Genomic DNA, 18,050 nt, shown 5'->3' on the forward strand with positions numbered 1-18,050 from the left:
AGTGGAGCCGGTTTTCCGCTCGGAACGCGCGCAGACAAAGAAACCGGCGCCGCTTCGGTGAACGCAAGTTCATTGAGCCGGCTCAGAGATCGTAGGCGGGCAGGGTGAAGTCGTCCCGGACGCTCTCGCCGACGAAATAGTCGGCGATCGGCGGGATCACCAGAAGGCGCGTCGCGACGCGGCGGAGCCAGACGCCGAACGCGGTCTCGGGCGTGAAGGAGGCGGCGAAGGCGCGCGCCGACTTCTGCTTTTCCGCCAGGAAGGGGCGTAGCCGCGCCTCGTAGGCGGCGAGGGCGGCCGAGACGTCGCCCCCGGCACGCTGGAGTTCGCCCGCGAGCACATAGGCCTCGGTCATCGCGAGGCCGGTGCCTTCGCCGGCGAGCAGCGAAGCGCAGGCCGCCGCGTCGCCGACGAGCACCGTGCGCCCGCGGCTCCATTCGGGCATCTCGATCTGGCTGACGCGATCGAAGTAGACGTCGTCCGCCGCGTCGAGCGCGGCGAGGAACTCGGCCGCCTCCCAGCCGACCGTGCCGAAGACCTTGTGGAGGAGGGCGCGGCGTTCCGCATCGTCCCGCGGCTCGGCCTCCGGCATGTGGGCGGCGGAGAAGATCATGAGGAAGAGGGTGCGGTCGTCGCGCATTGCGAAGCGGGAGAGGCTGAGACCCGGCTCGGCGTGGGTGACGTAGACATTCTCGTCGCGGTGGGGATAGCCGACGGCCTCGAAGGCGGCGACGTGGTAGCCGAGGGGGCGCTCGGCGGCGATGTCGCCCCAGACGAGGCGGCGCACCGTGGAGTGGAGGCCGTCGGCGCCCACCATCAGGTCGAAGCGGCGGATGGCGCCGCTCGCAAGGTGGGCGCTGACGCCGGCGCCGTCGTCGTCCAGGGCGGTGACGGTGTCGCCGAAGAGGGTCTCCACCCGGTCCTTCACCGTGCCGTAGATGATTGCGGCGAGGTCGCCGCGGGGCAGGCTGGTGAACCGGTCGCCGATCATGCGGCCGAAGACGTCGGTGGAGAAGCCGCCGCCGACGCTGCCGTCGGCCTTCAGCAGGCGCACCTCCTTCACCCGATAGCCCGCGGCGAGGATCGGCTCGACGAGCCCCATGCGCTCGGCGACGTCGTAGCCGACGCCCCAGAAGTCGATCACGTAGCCGCCGCTGCGAAAGGACGGCGCGTGCTCGATGAGCGTCACCTCGTGACCGCTCCGCAGAAGGAAGTGGGCGAGGCAGGGTCCGGCGATGCCGGCGCCGCAAATGCCGATCTTCATGATGTCGCTCCGATCGCACGTCACTCGGCCGGGGAAAGCGGCCGCAACCACTGTGTACCATGTGGTACACACTCATGGTTCTAGGCGCGGTGACCGCTATGGTCAAGCGATGAGCAGACGCAGACTGGACCGGCTCGCGCCGGCGCGGCGAACGAGGCTGATGCAGAGCGCGGCGGACGAGTTCGCCGAGAACGGCTACGAGCGCGCCTCGCTGAACCGCATCCTGGAGCGGTCGGGGATGGGGAAGAGCTCGTTCTACTACTACTTCGAGGATAAGGCCGATCTCTTCGCCACCCTGGTGGAAGGGTCCGTGGCGGACCTCTTCGAGAGCGCCGGCCGGTTCGACGTCGCGAGTCTCTCGGCGGACGCCTTCTGGAGCGCGTGCGAGGACTACTATCGCGCGATCATCGCGGCGGCGAGCGCGGACGACCGGTCGGTGGCGCTCGGCTGGATGTTCTATCGGCTGCGTGCCGAGGGGGCGGAGAGCGGGCCGACGGAGCGCATCGTGGAGGCGGCGCGGGCCTGGGTCGGCGGCTTCATCCTACGCGGGCAGGCCCTCGGGGTGGTGCGCACCGATCTGCCGGACGGGCTGCTCGTCGACTGCATGATGGGGATCGTCGAGGCGATCGACCGCTGGGTGGTGACGAACTGGAGCGAGATCGGAGAGGCGGCGCGGCGGCGGATGGCGTCGGAGCACGTCGATCTCGTGCGGCGTGTGCTGTCGCCCTGACGGGGTCGCGGAGCCGGTCAGCTGTCCGGGTCGCGCTCCACGAAGTGCTTGAGGCGGCCGAGGGCGTCGGCCCATTGGCGGGAGATGGCGGCGAGGCCGGCGCTGGCGTCGTCGAGGCGTTCGGGGCGGAAGGTGTAGAGCGTCTCGCGGCCGAGACGGCGGCTCGAGACGAGGCCGACGCCTTCGAGCACCTTGAGGTGCTTGGTGACGGCCTGCCGGCTGAGGTCGGAGGCGTCGGCGAGGGCGCTGATCGAGCGGGGCTCGCCGCTCGACAGCGTCGCCACGATACCGAGCCTCGTGCGGTCGCCGAGCGCCGCGAAGACCGGGGCATGATCGCCGAGACGGGCCCTGTCAGCCGCTCGTGACATGGCGGGCGATGTTGCCGAGCTGGATGGGCCAGCCCTTCGTGTTCATCCGGAAGGCCGTCGGGCGGCGCGCCTCGGGGAGGGCGTCGAAGCCGCTCTCGCGCACCGTCAGACGGGTGCCGGTGTCGCGTGGCTCGAGGGTGAATTCGATCAGCGTCTGCGGCTCCTTGGTATAGTCGTGGTCCGGCTCGACGGCGTACGGATGCCAGCTGAACACGAAGCGGCGCGGCGCATCCATCTCCCGCACGGTGATTTCGAGCGGGAGGCCGGCGAAATCGGCAATGGTGAGGCTCCCGTGCACCGTTTCGCCGGGGCGGAAGGGGGTGGCGAAGACGACGCCGAACCATTCGCCGAACTCGCGATGGTCCGTGAGGGCACGCCAGACGCGGGCGACGGGGGCGGCGATGTCGACGCTTTCGACGACGATGTCGGTGGAGCTCTGAGCGGTGTTCATGGCAACCTCTATGCGCAACTGAATGGTTGCATAATGGGGCGCCATGTCGAGAAAGGCAACCAAAAAGTTGCGAGTTGATTCGCACGAGCCTCGGCGCGACGGCGAGCCGAGAACGAAAAAAGCCCGCCGGGATGGCCGGCGGGCTTTCGGAACGGGTCTCGCGGTGGCGTCAGTCGATGACGCCGCGCTCGCGCAGGAGGGTGACGATCCTCTCGGCGTTCTCCTCGGGCTCGCCGACGGTGGTGTCGATGACGATCTCCGCTTCGACCGGTGCCTCGTAGGGCGAATCGACACCGGTGAAGTTCTTGAGCTGACCGGCGTCGGCCTTCTTGTAGAGGCCCTTCGGATCGCGCTGGCGGCAGACCTCGATGGGCGTGTCGATGAACACCTCGAGGAACTCGCCGTCCTCCACCATGTCGCGCGCCATCCGCCGCTCGGAGCGGAACGGCGAGATGAAGGAGACGAGCACGATCATGCCGGCGTCGACGAAGAGCTTCGACGTCTCGGCCACGCGGCGGATGTTCTCGACGCGGTCGGCGTCGGTGAAGCCGAGGTCGCGGTTGAGGCCGTGGCGGACGTTGTCGCCGTCGAGGATGTAGGTGTGACGGCCCTGCGCGTTGAGCTTCTTCTCGACGAGGTTGGCGATCGTCGACTTGCCCGAGCCGGAGAGGCCGGTGAACCACAGCACCGCCGGCTTCTGACCCTTGAGGGCGGCGCGGGTGTTCTTGTCGACGTCGAGCGCCTGCCAGTGGATGTTGGTGGCGCGGCGCAGCGCGAACCACACCATGCCGGCGCCCACCGTCTGGTTGGTGAGGCGGTCGACCAGGATGAAGGCGCCGGTGTCGCGGTTCGCCTCGTAGGGATCGAAGGCGATCTCTTCCGACAGCGAGATGTTGCAGAAGCCGACCTCGTTGAGGCTGAGCTCCTTGGCGGCGAGGTGGTCGAAGGTGTTGACGTCGATCCGGTGCTTGATCTCGGTGACCTGCGCCGTGACGCTGCGGGTGCCGATCTTCAGAAGGTAGGGACGCCCCGGATAGAGGTGCTGCTCGGCCATCCACACGATGTGGGCGGCGAACTGGTCGGCGACCTCCGGCCGGTGCGACGGCGGCACCAGGATGTCGCCGCGCGAGACGTCGATCTCGCGGTCGAGCACGATCGTCACCGCCTCGGAAGCGGCGGCCTCTTCGAGGTCGCCGTCCATGGTCACGATGCGGGCGATTTTGGCCTCGCGCCCGGAGCCGGCCACCACGACGGGATCGCCGGGGCGGACGCGGCCGGTGGCGATGGTGCCGGAGAAGCCGCGGAAGTCGAGATTGGGGCGGTTCACCCACTGCACCGGCATGCGGAAGGGGCGATCCTCGAGGTCGGACTGGACCTCGATGGTCTCGAGGTGCTCGAGCAGCGTCGGCCCGTCATACCAGGGGCTGCGCTCGGAGCGGGCCACCACGTTGTCGCCGTAGCGGGCGGAGATCGGGACGGCCACCATGGTGTCGAAGTCGAAGCCGTGGGCGAAGGACGCGAAGTCCTTCTTGATCGCCTCGTAGCGGTTCTGGTCGAAGTTCACGAGGTCGATCTTGTTGATCGCCAGCACCACGTGGCGGATGCCGAGGAGCGACACCAGGAAGGCGTGCCGCTTGGTCTGCACCTGGATGCCGTTGCGGGCGTCGACGAGGAGCACGGCGAGATCGGCGGTGGAGGCGCCGGTCGCCATGTTGCGCGTGTACTGCTCGTGGCCGGGCGTGTCGGCGACGATGAACTTGCGCTTGTCGGTGGTGAAGAAGCGGTAGGCGACGTCGATGGTGATGCCCTGCTGACGCTCGGCCTCAAGGCCGTCGACGAGGAGGGCGAGATCGATGTCGTCGCCGGTGGTGCCGTGCTTCTTGGAGTCCCGTTCGACGGCGGCGAGCTGATCCTCGAAGATCAGCTTGGTCTCGAACAGGAGGCGGCCGATGAGGGTGGACTTACCATCGTCCACCGAGCCGCAGGTGATGAAGCGCAGGAAGGACTTCTTCTCCTGGCTCTCCAGATATTCGGCGAAGGCTTCGGGCGAAAGGTCGACGGCAACGGTCGACGCCGGGGCAGCGGACTGGGACATCAGAAGTAACCTTCGCGCTTCTTCTTTTCCATCGAGGCGTTCTCGTCCTGATCGATCACGCGACCTTGACGTTCGGACGTGCGGGCGATCAGCATCTCGGCCACGATATCGGGAAGAGTGGCGGCCGACGATTCGATGGCGCCGGTGAGCGGGTAGCACCCGAGGGTCCGGAAGCGGACGAGCTTCTGCTCAGGCTCCTCACCGTCGGCGAGCGGCATCCGATCGTCGTCGACCATGATGAGGGTGCCGTCGCGCTCCACCACCGGCCGCATGGCGGCGTAGTAGAGGGGCACGATCTCGATGTTCTCCATCATGATGTACTGCCAGATGTCGAGCTCGGTCCAGTTCGACAGCGGGAAGACGCGGATCGATTCGCCCTTCGCCACGCGGCAGTTGTAGAGGTGCCAGAGCTCGGGACGCTGGTTCTTCGGATCCCAGCCGTGGTTGGCGGTGCGGAAGGAGAAGACGCGCTCCTTGGCGCGGCTCTTCTCCTCGTCGCGGCGGGCGCCGCCGAAGGCCGCGTCGAAGCCGTACTTCGTCAGCGCCTGCTTGAGCGAATCGGTCTTCATCACCTGGGTGTGGTAGGCCGAGCCGTGGGTGAACGGGCCGACGCCGTCGCGCACGCCTTCCTCGTTGATGTGCACGATGAGATCGAGCCCGAGCTCGCGCGCCTTGCGGTCGCGGAACTCGACCATCTCGCGGAACTTCCAGGTGGTGTCCACGTGCATGAGCGGGAAGGGGGGCTTCGACGGGTAGAACGCCTTCATCGCGAGATGAAGCATCACCGCCGAGTCCTTGCCGATGGAGTAGAGCATCACCGGGTTGCGGAACTCGGCCGCCACCTCGCGGATGATGTGGATAGACTCGTCTTCTAGCCGTTTCAGGTGCGAGCCGCGATCAACGGCCATAACGCTCTCCTCTTGATGATCGCCGGGGCGGGTCGCGGCGGCAGCCTGGTCCGATGACGACGCCGTGCGCCGATGTGGCAAAGTACACAGCCGATTGCAAATTCTGCGCCTGACAACCGGCGAGCGCAATTTTGTCGGGTCGGACGGGGTCGGGATGTGAGACCAGCCGTGGTGGCGGGTTGAACGACATCCGTCTTCCGAAATGATCCTGACGCAAATGAAATCCTTATGTGGCGGGCGTTGCCGCGCGGAAAGGGGCGTCCTTCGCAAACGGGTCGAAGGCGCCGGCTGCGATGAAATAGGGGTTGGCGAAGGTGCCGGACGGGTGGTCCGACTTGCCGTAGGTGAGGGCGGCGCCGTCCTCGGTGAGGACGTGCCCGCCGGCGGCGAGGAGCACGGCGTGGCCAGCGGCCGTGTCCCACTCCATGGTGCGGCCGTGGCGCGGATAGAGGTCGGCGGCGCCTTCGGCCACCTTGCAGAACTTCAGCGACGAGCCCGACGAGAGGAAGCTCGCCACGTTGTAGGCCTCGATGAAGGTCTTCGTCTCGTCGCTGAGGTGCGACTTGGAGGCGATCACCTTGAGCGCGTCGCCGGGGACGGCGGCCTTGATCGGGGTCTTCTCGGTGACCTTGCCGTCGACCACCTTGCCGCGCCAGGCGCCGGTTTCGTCACCGGCGTAGACGGTGTCGATGGCGGGGGCGAGAACGACGCCGGCGATGGGCTTGCCGTTCTTCACGCGGGCGATGTTGACGGTGAACTCGCCACTGCCGGTCATGAATTCCTTGGTGCCGTCGAGCGGGTCGACGAGGTAGAAGTCGTCGGCCACGTCCGGGATCCGGCCGGCGGCGACGGATTCCTCGGCGATGACGGCGGTGACGCCCTGCTCGGCGAGCCGCTTCAGGATGATCGCTTCGGCCGCCTCGTCGGCGACGGTGACGGGGGAGCCGTCATCCTTGGAGCGTGCGGCGGTCCCGTCCGGGCTGTAGTGGGGCAGGATCGCTGCTCCGGCCTCGATCGCGACCTCGACGAGAAAGTCCAGCGAGGGGTGCTTCATCAACACAACGCTCCAACGAATTTACGCGACCGGCCCGCCGACCGGCCTTGAGGGCTCATCGCCACGACCTTGGGTGCGGCAATCTGTGCTTCGCTCTAATCCATGCTGTATTGCAGCGCAACAGAACGCAAGGCCTCGCCGAATATCTCTTTCTCGGATGCGCCGCTGAGCCGAGCCGCGAGCCCCGTCGATCAGCGTGCGGCGCGGCGCGTGCGGAGCGGGCGAATCCAGAAATCGTAGACCGCGAGCGCCACGGAGATGGCGATGACGATGGCGAGATCGGGCTCCATCACGAAGGCGCTGATGATGCCGACGAAGACGATGAAGCCCGCAAGGGCGATGAACGACAGGACCCAATCCAATTTGGTCAAGACAGTCGACCTCCATCAGCCCGTTGGTATGCCGTTCGCTTCGATCAGGCGTGAAAAATACGGCCCGACCGCAGAACTCGGTCGAGTTTCGCGACCCAAGTCCAACATGCTACGGATACAGCGGCTGTCGTGAGAGCGCAAGGTTGGCCGTTCGGCTTGCCGCCCGGCGGTTCGCACGACCAGGGAGAGCGGCACGTGACCGAAGCGACTGATTGCGAAGACGAACTCAAGCAGCTCAAGACCCGTGTCGGGCGGCTGTGGCGGCAGCTCGAGCTGGAGCGGAAGAAGAACTTCGCCCTCACGGAAGCGCTCATCCGACATCTCGATATCGGCGTCTGCCCGGCAAACTCGCCTTATGCGAGCCTTGCTCCCATCGAGCGCGACGCCGGCGACGACGAGTATCCGATCATTGCGTTCGGCGGCATGGCGACGGCGCTCAGCATGCCGTTCGCCGAATTCAAACGTTTCCTCTCGTCGGGCAACCAGACATCCTACTTCGTGAAGGACCTCCATCAGGCCTGGTATCAGTTTGGACTGCTCGGGTTGACCGAGGGCGTCACCGACACCGCCGAATATCTCCGGGCGATGCTGCCGCCGACGGTTCGTGAGGTGTCCTGCGTCGGGACGAGCGCCGGGGGGTTCGGTGCGATTCTGATGGGAGTGCTCATGGGCGCGGCTCGTGTCGTCGCCTTCGGGCCGCAGACCGCACTGACGCCGGCCGTGGTCCGAGCGTTTCGCTCACAAGATACCCGTGCCGAAGATATTAGACAGCACGGCACGCACCTCGATCTGGTGCCGGTGCTCCAGAGGAATACGACCACTGAGATCGTGGTGCATGTCTCGAACGACCACATGCGCGACCGCGTCGCCGCCGACCGCATCGAGGGGCTGCCGGGGGTGAGCGTGCATCGGTACGAGGTCAGCAATCACCGCATCGCGGCATGGCTGAAGGAGCACGGTCGCCTCGGCGAAGCACTCGCGCCGGTGCTGCGGTCGGAACACGGCGCGTCGACCGCAGCGGCGCGGGCGGTGGTCAGCTGAAGAGGCCGCGGCGGACGAGGTTGAGGCCGGCGATCACCAGGACCGCGAGAGTGGCGCGGCGAAACTTGTCCTGGTCGAGCCGGTCGTGCAGCCGGACGCCGATGACGAGGCCGGCGAGCGCCGGGATCAGCAGCAGCACGGACAAGGGGGCGGTGGTCGCGTTGAACGCCCCCGAGTTAGTGTGCGCGATGGTGAGGGCGACGGCGGCGAGGCCGTAGACGATGCCCTGCACCCGGATCTGCTCGGTCTTCGGCGTGTCGAGAGCGGTGAGGTACATCACCGTCGTCGGCCCCCAGACGCCGGACATGCCGCCGAAGAAGCCGGAAAGGGCGGCGAAGAACACCTCCGCGAGGGTGCGGCGCTCTGGCGGAATGTGGATGCGCAGGCCGGCGAGCTGGATGCAGGCGAACGTCACCACCGCCGTGCCGAGCACCAGGAAGAGCACCCAGGAGGGCAGGATCGCCACGAGCTGGGCGCTGAAGGCGAGCACCACCACGACCACCGCCACATAGCGGCGATGGGCCCGCACCGATGCGATCGCCGCATGCCAGCCTTGGCGCAGCGCCTGCAATAGGTTGGTGGCGAGCGTCGGCACGATGAGGGCGCCGAGGGCGACGTCCGGCGGCAGCACCGAGCTGAGGCCGGAGATCATGATCATCGGCATGGCGAACCCGACGAGGCCCTTCACCAGGCCGGCCGTCAGGGTGATCGCGATGATCGCGATCCAGAGGAGGGGCGAGAAATGCGGCATCATGAGGCGGGCGTCGGGTTCAAGCCTCCGCGAGGCGGCGTTGCAGCCAGCGGGCGGTGCGCAGGAGGCGCCCGTCCTCGCCGGGCCGGCCGACGAGCTGGAGGCCGATGGGCAGGCCGGTGGAACCGGTGGCGAGCGGCAGGGTGATCGCCGGCGTGCCGACGAAGGTCCACAGCGCGTTGAAGACGGGGCTGCCGGTCGCCTCGATGCCGGCCGGAGCCTCACCGGGGGCGGCGGGGGTGAGGATCGCGTCGTAGCGGTCGAACACCCGGTCGAGGCCGACGGCGAGCGCCGTCTGCATGTCGCGGGCGGCGAGATAGTCGACCGCCGTGACCGCCGCGCCTTCCGCGATGGCGGCGCGCATGAGCTCCGACACGGCATCGGCGCCGCGCTCCAGGTAGCGCGTGAGGTGGCGGGCGAAGCCGACCTTCATGAGGCGCTGCTGCAGGGCGAAGGCGTCGTCGTAGGGGGCGGGGAGGTCGACGGCGTCGGCCTCGTCGCCGAGCGCCTCGGCGATCTCGTCGATCAGGCCGACGAGGTCGGGCTCGGCGGCGTCCCAGGTGGGGCCGCGCACGATGGCGAGGCGGGGTGCGGCCGGCGGCTCGGAGCGGGCCGCGGCGAGGAGGTCGGCGCGGGCGACCGGGCGGGTGCGCGGGTCGGCGGCGTCGTAGCCGGCGAGGACGGTGCCGACGAGGGCGGCGTCCTCCACCGTGGTGGCGAACACGCCGGCGGTGTCGAGCGGCTCGCAGATCGACAGGACGCCGGCGAGGGACACCATGCCGTAGGTGGGCTTGTAGCCCACCACGCCGCAGAAGGAGGCCGGTCGGATCACCGACCCCGCGGTCTGCGAGCCGATGGCGAGCGGCACCATGCCGTCGCCGACGGCGGCGGCCGAGCCCTGCGAGGAGCCGCCCGGCGTGTGGGCGAGGTTGTGCGGGTTCCGCGTCGGGCCGGGGCGGTAGTAGGCGAACTCGGTGGTGACGGTCTTGCCGATGACGAGGGCGCCGGCGGCCCGCAACCGCGCGACGAGGGTCGCGTCCTGCCGGGGCCGTCGGCCGGCGTCGAGCGGCGAGCCGTTCTCCGTCGGGTAGGTGGCGGTGTCGATGATGTCCTTGACGGCGACGGGCACGCCGTGCAGCGGGCCGATCGGACGGCCCGCCTTGCGGTGACGGTCGAGAGCGTCGGCCTCGGCGCGCACCTGGGCGGGGTCGAGGTGGGCGAAGGCGCGCACCTCGCCGTCGCGGGCGCCGATGCGCTCGAGACAGCTGTCGGCCACCTCGCGGGCGGAGAGAGCGCCCGCCGCCAGGCGCTCCGCGATTTCAACGGCGGAAGGAATGCTCACTTTCCGTAGACCAACCCCGGCAGCCAGAAGACGATGTTCGGGAAGACGTAGAGGATAAACATCGTGATGAAAACCATCGCCAGGAACGGCATGCAGCCCGCGAAGATCTCGGCGAGCCGCACGTGCGGTGGCGCGATGCCCTTCAGATAGTAGGCGCTCATCGCCATCGGCGGGGTGAGGAAGGAGGTTTGCAGGTTGAGCGCCACGAGGATGCCGAAGAACAGCGGATCGATGTCGAACACGCCGAGCAGCGGCAGGAAGATCGGCACGAAGATGATGATGATCTCCGACCACTCCAGCGGCCAGCCCAGCAGGAAGATGATGATCTGGGCGAGGATGAGGAACTGGAGCGGAGTGAGGTCGAGGCCGGTGACGAACTCCGACACGAGCTGCTCGCCGCCGAGATAGGAGAACACCGAGGCGAACGTCCAGGAGCCGACGAAGAGCCAGCAGACCATCGCCGAGGTGCGCACCGAGAGGTAGACGCTCTCGCGCAGCCGGTCCCAGGTGAGGGCGCGGTAGGCGACGGCGAGGACGAGGCCGCCGAGGGCGCCGACCGCCGCCGCCTCCGACGGGGTGGCGAGGCCGAAGAGGATCGCACCGAGAACCGAGAAGATCAGCACGGCGAGCGGCAGGAAGGAGGTGATGATCATCCACACCACCTGGCCGACGCTGACGTCCTGGGTGAGGTCCTTGGGCGGCTTGGGGGCGACCTGCGGGTTGAGGATGGCGCGGCCGACCACGTAGACCACGTAGAGGCCGGCGAGCAGCATGCCCGGCAGCAGTGCCCCGGCGTAGAGGCGGACGATCGAGACGTTGGAGGTCGCCGCGTAGACGATCAGCATGATCGACGGCGGAATGAGGATGCCGAGCGTGCCGCCGGCGCAGATGACGCCCGAGGCGAAGCTGATGCGGTAGCGGGCGTTGAGCATCGCCGGGTAGGCGAGCAGACCCATCAGCGTGACGACGGCGCCGACGATGCCGGTGGCGGTGGCGAACAGGGCGCAGGTGATCAGCGCGGCGACGGCCATCGAGCCCGGGATGCGGCGCGCCGCGATCTGCAGCGTTCCGAAGAGGCGGTCGACGATGTTCGCCCGCTCCACGATGTAGCCCATGAAGAGGAACAGCGGCACCGCGGTCAGAACGTCGTTCGACATCACCCCGTAGGTCTGGTTCACGAGGAGGTCGAAGATGCGGTTGTTGAAGAAGCCCTGGAACCACTCGCGGACGAGGTCGAAGGTGCTCGCGTCGACGTTCTCGAGAAGGCGGTCGTAGAGGCGCCATTGGCGGGCGGCGTCGAAGTAGGCGTAATAGCCGAAGCCCACGGCCATCGCCATCAGCGTGAAGGCGATGGGAAAGCCCAGCATGATGATGATGATGAACGAGCCGAGCATGAAGACGGCCACTTGAGGGTCGGTCACCGGTCGTTCTCCTCGCGCGGGGTGGACGCGGGGACGACGATGTCGGCCGCCTCCGAGCCGTGATGGATGATGTCGAGCGCCTCGCCTTTCATGAGCTGCGTCTCGAGCTCCTCCACGTCGCTCTCGCGCTCCAGCCAGCTGCCGCGGCGGATGCACAGGATGCAGCGGAACACCTGGGCGATCCCCTGGATGAGCAGCAGCACGCCGGCGGCGACGATGAGCACCTTGAACTGGAAGATCGGCACGCCCGCCGGGCTCATCACGCTGACCTCCTGGTAGCGGATCGAGCGCGAGGCGTACTTCCACCCGGCGAAGATGAGGGCGAGGACGCCGGGGAAGAAGAAGATGAAGTAGAGGATCAGCTCCACCGTGGCCTGCACCCGGACCGGCCAGAGGCGGTAGAACACGTCGGCGCGCACGTGCCCGTCGCGCGACAGCGTGTAGGCGCCGGCCATCATGAACAGTGCCCCGTACATCATGTAGGAGATATCGAAGGCCCATGTGGTGGGCGCACGCAGGAAGTAGCGAACGAAGACCTCATAGGCGACGCCGAAGGTCATGAGAATGATGCACCACGCAAAGGCGCGGCCAACCCAAGCGGATACCTTGTCGGCGAAGCGGATATAGGCTTCCATCGCGAGCCTTTCCTAATGATGTCGGGCGTATCGTGCGGCGCGGCGGTAAAAACGCCGGCCACGAGGCCGGCGTTTCAGTTGTCGCGACGAGCATTCGGCGGAATGCCCCCCTCCCAAGCCTCCGAGCGCTTCTTCTGCGGCGCGACCGTGGCCGGTCGCGCGCGGGGCGCCCTAGAAGTTGAGCCTCTCCGGGAAGTAGTGGTCGTAGGCCAGCTTGTAGTCGGCCTGGTTGAGGAGGATGTAGTAGCCCACACGCTCCGACCAGTCCTTCTGGGACTGCACCACCCGGTTGAAATATTCGTCGCCCGTCAGGTCCTCGAGCACCTTGTCCCAGCTGTCGAGCTGCGCGGCCATGATGGGGGCCGGGGTGCGCGAGATCTTGACGCCCGAGTCGTCCCGCAGGGAGACGAGGTCGTTGGAGTAGCGGTCCATGGCGAGGCCGTAGTTGGCCGTGGAGGCGGCCTCCGCGGCATACTCCAGGATCGCCTGCTGTTCGGCGGACAGGCTGTCGAACAGGCTCTTGTTGAAGATGATCTCGAAGAATTCGGCCGCCTGGTGGTAGGAGCCGAGCATGTAGTTCTTCGAGACGTCCTGCGCGCCGAACTGCTTGTCGGCGGTGGGGTTGTTGAACTCGAACGCCTCGATGACGCCGCGCTCCAGCGCCGGCACGATTTCGCCGCCGGGAAGCTGCGTCACCGACATGCCGATGCCGTTCATGATGTCGGTGGCGAGACCCACGGTGCGGTACTTGAGGCCCTTCACGTCGTCGAGCGAGGTGATTTCCTTCTTGAACCAGCCGAGGGGTTGCGTCGGCATGGGCATCGCGAAGAAGCCCACCACGTCGAGGCCGAGAATGTCCTCGATGAGCTCGCGGTAGAGCTCCTTGCCGCCGCCGAAGTGGATCCAGGCGAGCATCTGGGTGGCGTCGGTGCCGAACACGGGGCCGGTGCCGAACAGCGAGGCGGCCTTGTTCTTGCCGTACCAGTAGGCCGTCACGTGGTGGCCGCCGTCGAGCACGCCGTCGGCCACGGCGTCCTGCAGCTGGAAGGCCTGCACGACCGCACCGGCGGGCAGCAGGTCGATCCGCAGCCGTCCGCCGGACATCGCCTCCACGCGATCGGCGTATTGCTGGGCCATCTCCTGGAAGATGTTGGAGGCGGTCCAGGCGGACTGTACCTTGAGCACGGTGGCGTCCTGCGCACGCACGATGGTGGGCGCAGCAAGTGCGGACGCGCCGGCCACAGCGGCGCCGCCCGTTTGAAGGAAGCGGCGTCGGGTCGGGTTGGTCATGGCGTTCCTCCCTATGCGATTCTTGTTGATCGCTGGCGACAGGAGACACGAAGCCGACCGTGAGGGCAAGTCCTGCGTAAGAAAGAAGCGAAGAAAAATCAGGATAGCCCTGATTCTGCAATGTAGTGAAAGGAGTTGTGCCTGCAGCGTAAGCAACTTAATCGGTCCGGGCGACTGTTTTTAGGGGGTTTTTTCGAGTGTCGGCTATGTCCGTACCATTGGTCTGGTCGACGCCGCCGACAATCTCGGGCTTTATGGGAGACCTTCGCGCGGCCCGGACGGGTGGCGCGATCCTCATGCCCGCGAGGCGATGAGGCTGTGCCGACAAGGGAGACCGCCGGATGACTGCTCGAGACCTCGCCTGCTTCGTCGCCGCCCTGCTCGTCGCGGCGGCGGTGACGGTGATGCCGGCGGCCGCCCAGCAGATGCCGACGTGCAGCGTGCGCAACCTGCCGAACCCGCCGCGGGTGATGGTGGACTGCGGCGGCATCCTCCTGGAACGCGAGGCTGCGGCGCAGCTCGGTTTCGTCGTGTCCGAGCGGGGCGGCACGCAGCGCACCGAGATGGTGCTCGAGAGCGGGCGCTTTCTGATCCGCGAGCACCCCGCCGGCGACGCGCAGATCCTCACCCCCCATGCGATCGCGTCGGTGCGCGGCACGCTGTTCGCGGTGGAGGTGGCGGTGGGGTCCACCGCCGTCTTCGTGGTGGAAGGATCGGTGGGCGTTACCCACCGCGGGGGTGGCGGCGGCGTCACGCTGGGGCCGGGCGAGGGCGTCGACGTGGCGCCGGGCGAGCCGCTGGTGGTGCGCACCTGGGGCGCGGCGCGGGCGCGGGCGCTACTCGAACGCTTCGGCCTGTGAGGCTCACCGCGCCGGCGGTCGTCGCGATCGTCGGCGTCGTCGCCGCGCTCGCCCTGACGGCGGTCGCGGGCGCACCGCATCTCCTCGGCCGCCGCAGCCCGTTGGACGGCATCGAGGCGAGCCTCGTCGATCTCCGTCTCCTCCTCTTCGGCGAGACGCCGCACGACACCGCGGTGAGGGTGGTGGCGATCGACGACGCGACGGTGGACGCGGCCGGGCTGGGCTTCCCGCTTCCGCGCGCGCGCCTCGCGCAGATCGTCGAGGCGATCGCCGACGCGGGCGCGCGGACGCTCGCCGTCGACGTGCTCCTCGTCGGCAGGAAGGATGCCGCGGGCGACGCCGCGCTCGCCGGGGCGCTGCAGCGCATCCCGACGGTGATCGGTGCCGCCGCCCGCTTCCCCGCCGATGCGGTGGCGACGACGGTGCCGCGGCCGCAGGAGGTGGTGTGGCCCGACGCGCAGTTCCAGGAGAGCGCGGAGGTGGGGATGGTGAACGTCGTCACCGCGTCGACGGGAACGCCGCGCCACGTGCCCCTCGTGATGCTGAGCGGAACGGGTCTCCTGTCGCACATGGCGCTGCGGGCGGCGGCGTTGTTTGCCGGTGCCGAGCCGCGGCTGAGCGCCGAGAGCGTGGCGATCGGCGAGCGCGTCGTGCCGCTCGACCTCGGCTTTCACGAGCCGCTGCGGATCATGGGGCCCGGCGGGACGGTGCCGCGCGTCTCCGTCGCCGAGCTCCTCGCCGGACGCGCCGGGGACCGGCTGCGTGGGCGCCTCGTGCTGCTCGGCTACACGGCGTCGGGCGTCGGCGACACCTTCGTGACGCCCTATGACGCGGTGACGCCGGGGGTGGAGATCCTCGCCACCGCCACCGCCCAGCTCGTCGACACGCCGGGGCTCGTGCGCAACGTGGCGGTTCGGCGGGTCGATGTCGCCGCGACCGGCGCGATCGCGGTGGCTGGAAGCCTCGCGATCGCGCTGGCGCCGCTGACGGCGGGGCTCGCGATCGCGATGGGCCTGCTCGCGGCGTGGCTCGCCGCGGTGTGCGTGATGTTCGCCGAGGGCGTGTGGCTCAGCCTGGCGTTGCCGACGGCGGTGGCGGTGCCGGTGTTCGCCGTCGTCGCGGCGGCCCGCTATCTGGTGGAGCGGCGACGGGCGGCGCGCGATCGGCAGGGGGTGACGAGGCTCGGCCGCTTCCAGTCGCCCGCCCTTGCCCGGCGGCTCGCCGACGACCCCACCTATCTCGCCCGTCCGGTGACGGCCACGGTCGCCGTGCTGTTCGTCGATCTCAAGGGCTTCACCGGCCACAGCGAGCGGCTGGGGCTCGACGGCACTCAGCGCCTCCTGAAGGACTTCCACGCCAACACCGCGGACGTGGTGCACGCCGGCGGTGGCGTGGTGCTGAACTATATGGGCGACGGGGCGCTCGCCGTGTTCGGCATGCCGGACACCCGGCCCGACGACGCCGACCGCGCGCTTCTCGCCGCCCGGGCGCTGATTGCGGCGGTGCGGGCGACGGCGCCGCCCGACGGGGCGGTGGGCGATCTCGACGCCCGCGTCGGGCTCCACTTCGACGACGTCGTGATGTCGCGTCTCGGCCACGACGAGCACCAGCAGGTGACGGTCACCGGCGACGCGGTGAACGTCGCGAGCCGGCTGATGGACGTCGCCAAGGGGGCGGGCGCCAACATCGCCGCCTCCGCCGCGCTGATGGCGGCGCTGACGCGGCCGGCGCAGCCACCGGCCGAAGCGATGATCACCGCGCCCATCCGCGGACGGGCGGCGACCATCGAGGTGGCGCTGTGGAGCCTGCGATAGGCGCTGCCCGGTACAGCGCGCGGGGATGGAACTCATCGCCGCCTCTCGGACTCCTCGGGTGGTGCCGGCAGCGCGCCGCGACCGTCCATGAGACCCGATGGAGGTGCTTGTGAAACCGTGCATCCGCAACGTCGACGACGTCGATTGGAAGGACTGGGAGGATCCGCTTCACGGTACGCTGAGGGGCGTGCGCTGGGCGGAGGTGATGTCGGCCGGGGGAAGGCTGGCGCTCGGGGCGATGGAGATCGGGCCGGGCGAGGCGCTGCCGTGGCACCATCACGCCGCGGAGGAGATCTATCACGTCATCACCGGCACCGGGCGACTGACGGTCGACGGCGAGGTGCATCAGCTGAAGCCCGGGACGACGGCGTTCATTCCCGCCGACGCGTGGCATCTCACCGAGGCGCATCGCCGCGGACGGCTCAGGGTGCTGTTCTTCTTCCCCGACCGCCCGCTCCGCGAGGTCGACTACCATTTCGACCCGACCGATCGTCTCGCGGCCTGATCATGGTGTCCGGCGACGGGACGACGTCACCGGAGACGACATGGCCGGACAAGCGGTGGCGCGGGGAGGTGCCCCGGTCTATCAAGGCGCTCAAGCCGCGGTGAGGGGGATGGCGATGAACGACGAGCGCACGCAAGCGGCCGCCGGCAGCCACGACGCCCACGGCCATGATCATGACGGCCATGATCATGACGGGCACGATCACGGCGGGCATGGGCACGGCGGGCACGGCCATGCCCACCATCACCACGTCGACCCGGCGGCCGGCGACCTCAAGGTGGGCTTCGCGGTCCTCGTCAATCTCCTGCTCACGGTGGTGCAGGTGGTGGGCGGCGTACTCGCCGGCAGCCTGGCGCTGATCGCCGACGCCCTGCACAATCTCTCCGACGCGCTGTCGCTGGTGATCGCCTACGGGGCGCGCAAGATCGCCCGCCGCGGCTCCGACGAGCGGATGACGTTCGGCTACGGCCGCATCGAGATCGTCGCGGCGCTGATCAACTACACCACGCTGATCGTCGTCGGCCTCTACCTCGTGAGCGAGGCGGTGATGCGCTTCTTCGAGCCCGAGGGGGTGGAGGGCTGGGTGGTCGTCTGGATCGCGGGCGTCGCGCTGGTGATCGATGTCGTCACCGCGCTCCTCACCTTCTCGATGTCGAAGACGAGCATGAACATCCGCGCCGCGTTCCTGCACAATGTCGCCGACGCGCTCGGCTCCGTGGCGGTGATCTTCGCCGGCACGCTGATCATCCTGTTCGGCTGGCACATCGTCGATCCGCTGGTGACGCTGCTGATCTCGGGCTACATTCTGTGGATGTCGTTCAAGGAGATCGGCGGAGTGATCCGGATCCTGATGCTGGGCAGCCCGCCGGGGATCGAGACCGCCGACGTGATCGCCGCGGTGAAGGAGATCGACGGCGTTTCCGATGTCCACCGCGTGCGCTTCTGGCAGATGCAGGAGAACGCCACCGCCTTCGACGCCCACGTGGTGATCGACCGGGGCGAATGGACCCATGCCGACGCCATCAAGGCGGCGATCAAGGCGAAGCTCAAGGCGCGCTTCGGTATTGCCCAGTCGACGCTCGAGCTCGAGTGCATGAACCACGCATGCCTCGAAGCGCCGTCCATCGGCACCGACTTATAGAAAATAATC

At 68.3% G+C, this 18,050-nt stretch carries 18 protein-coding genes; 6 read left to right on the forward strand and 12 right to left on the reverse strand.

Features of this window, described 5'->3' with window-relative positions:
- Window positions 1-82 precede the first annotated feature (82 nt).
- Window positions 83-1,264 carry an FAD-binding domain gene (locus tag JCR33_RS11010; protein WP_198882098.1) on the reverse strand — a complete coding sequence of 394 codons (1,182 nt, stop codon included), beginning with the start codon at window positions 1,262-1,264 and terminating at the stop codon, window positions 83-85.
- A gap of 160 nt (window positions 1,265-1,424) precedes the next feature.
- Between JCR33_RS11010 and JCR33_RS11015 the strand changes: the two genes are divergently transcribed.
- Window positions 1,425-1,994 (forward strand): TetR/AcrR family transcriptional regulator, encoded by a 570-nt coding sequence (locus JCR33_RS11015; protein WP_198882099.1) that lies wholly within the window; start codon window positions 1,425-1,427, stop codon window positions 1,992-1,994.
- Window positions 1,995-2,011: 17 nt separating this feature from the next.
- Here JCR33_RS11015 and JCR33_RS11020 read toward each other — a convergent pair whose 3' ends face one another.
- The 6 genes from JCR33_RS11020 to JCR33_RS11045 form a co-directional block, all read right to left on the reverse strand.
- Complete coding sequence (locus JCR33_RS11020) at window positions 2,012-2,362, reverse strand: ArsR/SmtB family transcription factor (RefSeq protein WP_198882100.1); 351 nt, start codon at window positions 2,360-2,362, stop codon at window positions 2,012-2,014.
- A complete protein-coding gene (locus JCR33_RS11025) occupies window positions 2,346-2,813 on the reverse strand; it encodes an SRPBCC family protein (RefSeq protein WP_198882101.1) in 468 nt (155 codons plus the stop codon). The genes JCR33_RS11020 and JCR33_RS11025 overlap by 17 nt, the downstream gene beginning before the upstream one ends.
- A gap of 169 nt (window positions 2,814-2,982) precedes the next feature.
- On the reverse strand, window positions 2,983-4,908 hold the full coding sequence (gene cysN / locus JCR33_RS11030; RefSeq protein WP_198882102.1) for a sulfate adenylyltransferase subunit CysN: 1,926 nt from the start codon (window positions 4,906-4,908) through the stop codon (window positions 2,983-2,985).
- Window positions 4,908-5,816, reverse strand: coding sequence for a sulfate adenylyltransferase subunit CysD (gene cysD / locus JCR33_RS11035; protein ID WP_198882103.1), 909 nt, complete (start codon window positions 5,814-5,816; stop codon window positions 4,908-4,910). Before cysD ends, cysN begins: the two co-directional genes overlap by 1 nt.
- Before the next feature lie 226 nt (window positions 5,817-6,042).
- Window positions 6,043-6,870 carry a 3'(2'),5'-bisphosphate nucleotidase CysQ gene (gene cysQ / locus JCR33_RS11040; protein WP_198882222.1) on the reverse strand — a complete coding sequence of 276 codons (828 nt, stop codon included), beginning with the start codon at window positions 6,868-6,870 and terminating at the stop codon, window positions 6,043-6,045.
- A 191-nt stretch (window positions 6,871-7,061) separates the two neighbouring features.
- Window positions 7,062-7,241 (reverse strand): hypothetical protein, encoded by a 180-nt coding sequence (locus JCR33_RS11045; protein ID WP_198882104.1) that lies wholly within the window; start codon window positions 7,239-7,241, stop codon window positions 7,062-7,064.
- 195 nt (window positions 7,242-7,436) lie between these two features.
- On the opposite strand from JCR33_RS11045, the gene JCR33_RS11050 reads away from it, so the two are divergent.
- Window positions 7,437-8,282, forward strand: coding sequence for a hypothetical protein (locus tag JCR33_RS11050; protein WP_198882105.1), 846 nt, complete (start codon window positions 7,437-7,439; stop codon window positions 8,280-8,282).
- On the opposite strand, the gene JCR33_RS11055 is transcribed toward JCR33_RS11050, so the two are convergent.
- From JCR33_RS11055 to JCR33_RS11075, 5 genes are all read right to left on the reverse strand, one after another.
- Complete coding sequence (locus JCR33_RS11055) at window positions 8,275-9,036, reverse strand: sulfite exporter TauE/SafE family protein (protein ID WP_198882106.1); 762 nt, start codon at window positions 9,034-9,036, stop codon at window positions 8,275-8,277. The genes JCR33_RS11050 and JCR33_RS11055 overlap by 8 nt on opposite strands.
- Window positions 9,037-9,052: 16 nt before the next feature.
- Window positions 9,053-10,375, reverse strand: coding sequence for an amidase (locus JCR33_RS11060; RefSeq protein ID WP_332461163.1), 1,323 nt, complete (start codon window positions 10,373-10,375; stop codon window positions 9,053-9,055).
- Window positions 10,372-11,796, reverse strand: coding sequence for a TRAP transporter large permease (locus JCR33_RS11065; protein WP_198882107.1), 1,425 nt, complete (start codon window positions 11,794-11,796; stop codon window positions 10,372-10,374). Before JCR33_RS11065 ends, JCR33_RS11060 begins: the two co-directional genes overlap by 4 nt.
- Window positions 11,793-12,431 carry a TRAP transporter small permease subunit gene (locus JCR33_RS11070; RefSeq protein ID WP_198882108.1) on the reverse strand — a complete coding sequence of 213 codons (639 nt, stop codon included), beginning with the start codon at window positions 12,429-12,431 and terminating at the stop codon, window positions 11,793-11,795. Before JCR33_RS11070 ends, JCR33_RS11065 begins: the two co-directional genes overlap by 4 nt.
- 171 nt (window positions 12,432-12,602) lie before the next feature.
- Entirely contained in the window at window positions 12,603-13,721 is a 1,119-nt protein-coding gene (locus JCR33_RS11075; protein WP_198882109.1) for a TRAP transporter substrate-binding protein, read from the reverse strand.
- A gap of 341 nt (window positions 13,722-14,062) precedes the next feature.
- Here JCR33_RS11075 and JCR33_RS11080 point away from each other — a divergent pair, with 341 nt between their 5' ends.
- The 4 genes from JCR33_RS11080 (at window position 14,063) to JCR33_RS11095 (ending at window position 18,041) form a co-directional block, all read left to right on the forward strand.
- Complete coding sequence (locus tag JCR33_RS11080) at window positions 14,063-14,581, forward strand: FecR domain-containing protein (protein WP_198882110.1); 519 nt, start codon at window positions 14,063-14,065, stop codon at window positions 14,579-14,581.
- The gene (locus JCR33_RS11085) at window positions 14,578-16,395 is read left to right on the forward strand and encodes a CHASE2 domain-containing protein (protein WP_198882111.1); all 1,818 of its coding nucleotides are present in this window, start codon (window positions 14,578-14,580) and stop codon (window positions 16,393-16,395) included. Before JCR33_RS11080 ends, JCR33_RS11085 begins: the two co-directional genes overlap by 4 nt.
- Window positions 16,396-16,504: 109 nt before the next feature.
- The gene (locus tag JCR33_RS11090) at window positions 16,505-16,900 is read left to right on the forward strand and encodes a cupin domain-containing protein (RefSeq protein WP_198882112.1); all 396 of its coding nucleotides are present in this window, start codon (window positions 16,505-16,507) and stop codon (window positions 16,898-16,900) included.
- 115 nt (window positions 16,901-17,015) lie between these two features.
- The gene (locus JCR33_RS11095) at window positions 17,016-18,041 is read left to right on the forward strand and encodes a cation diffusion facilitator family transporter (RefSeq protein ID WP_198882113.1); all 1,026 of its coding nucleotides are present in this window, start codon (window positions 17,016-17,018) and stop codon (window positions 18,039-18,041) included.
- Window positions 18,042-18,050 lie beyond the last annotated feature (9 nt).

Origin of the sequence: Acuticoccus mangrovi, from assembly GCF_016411865.1 — a bacterium.
In the GTDB taxonomy this organism is placed as follows: domain Bacteria; phylum Pseudomonadota; class Alphaproteobacteria; order Rhizobiales; family Amorphaceae; genus Acuticoccus; species Acuticoccus mangrovi.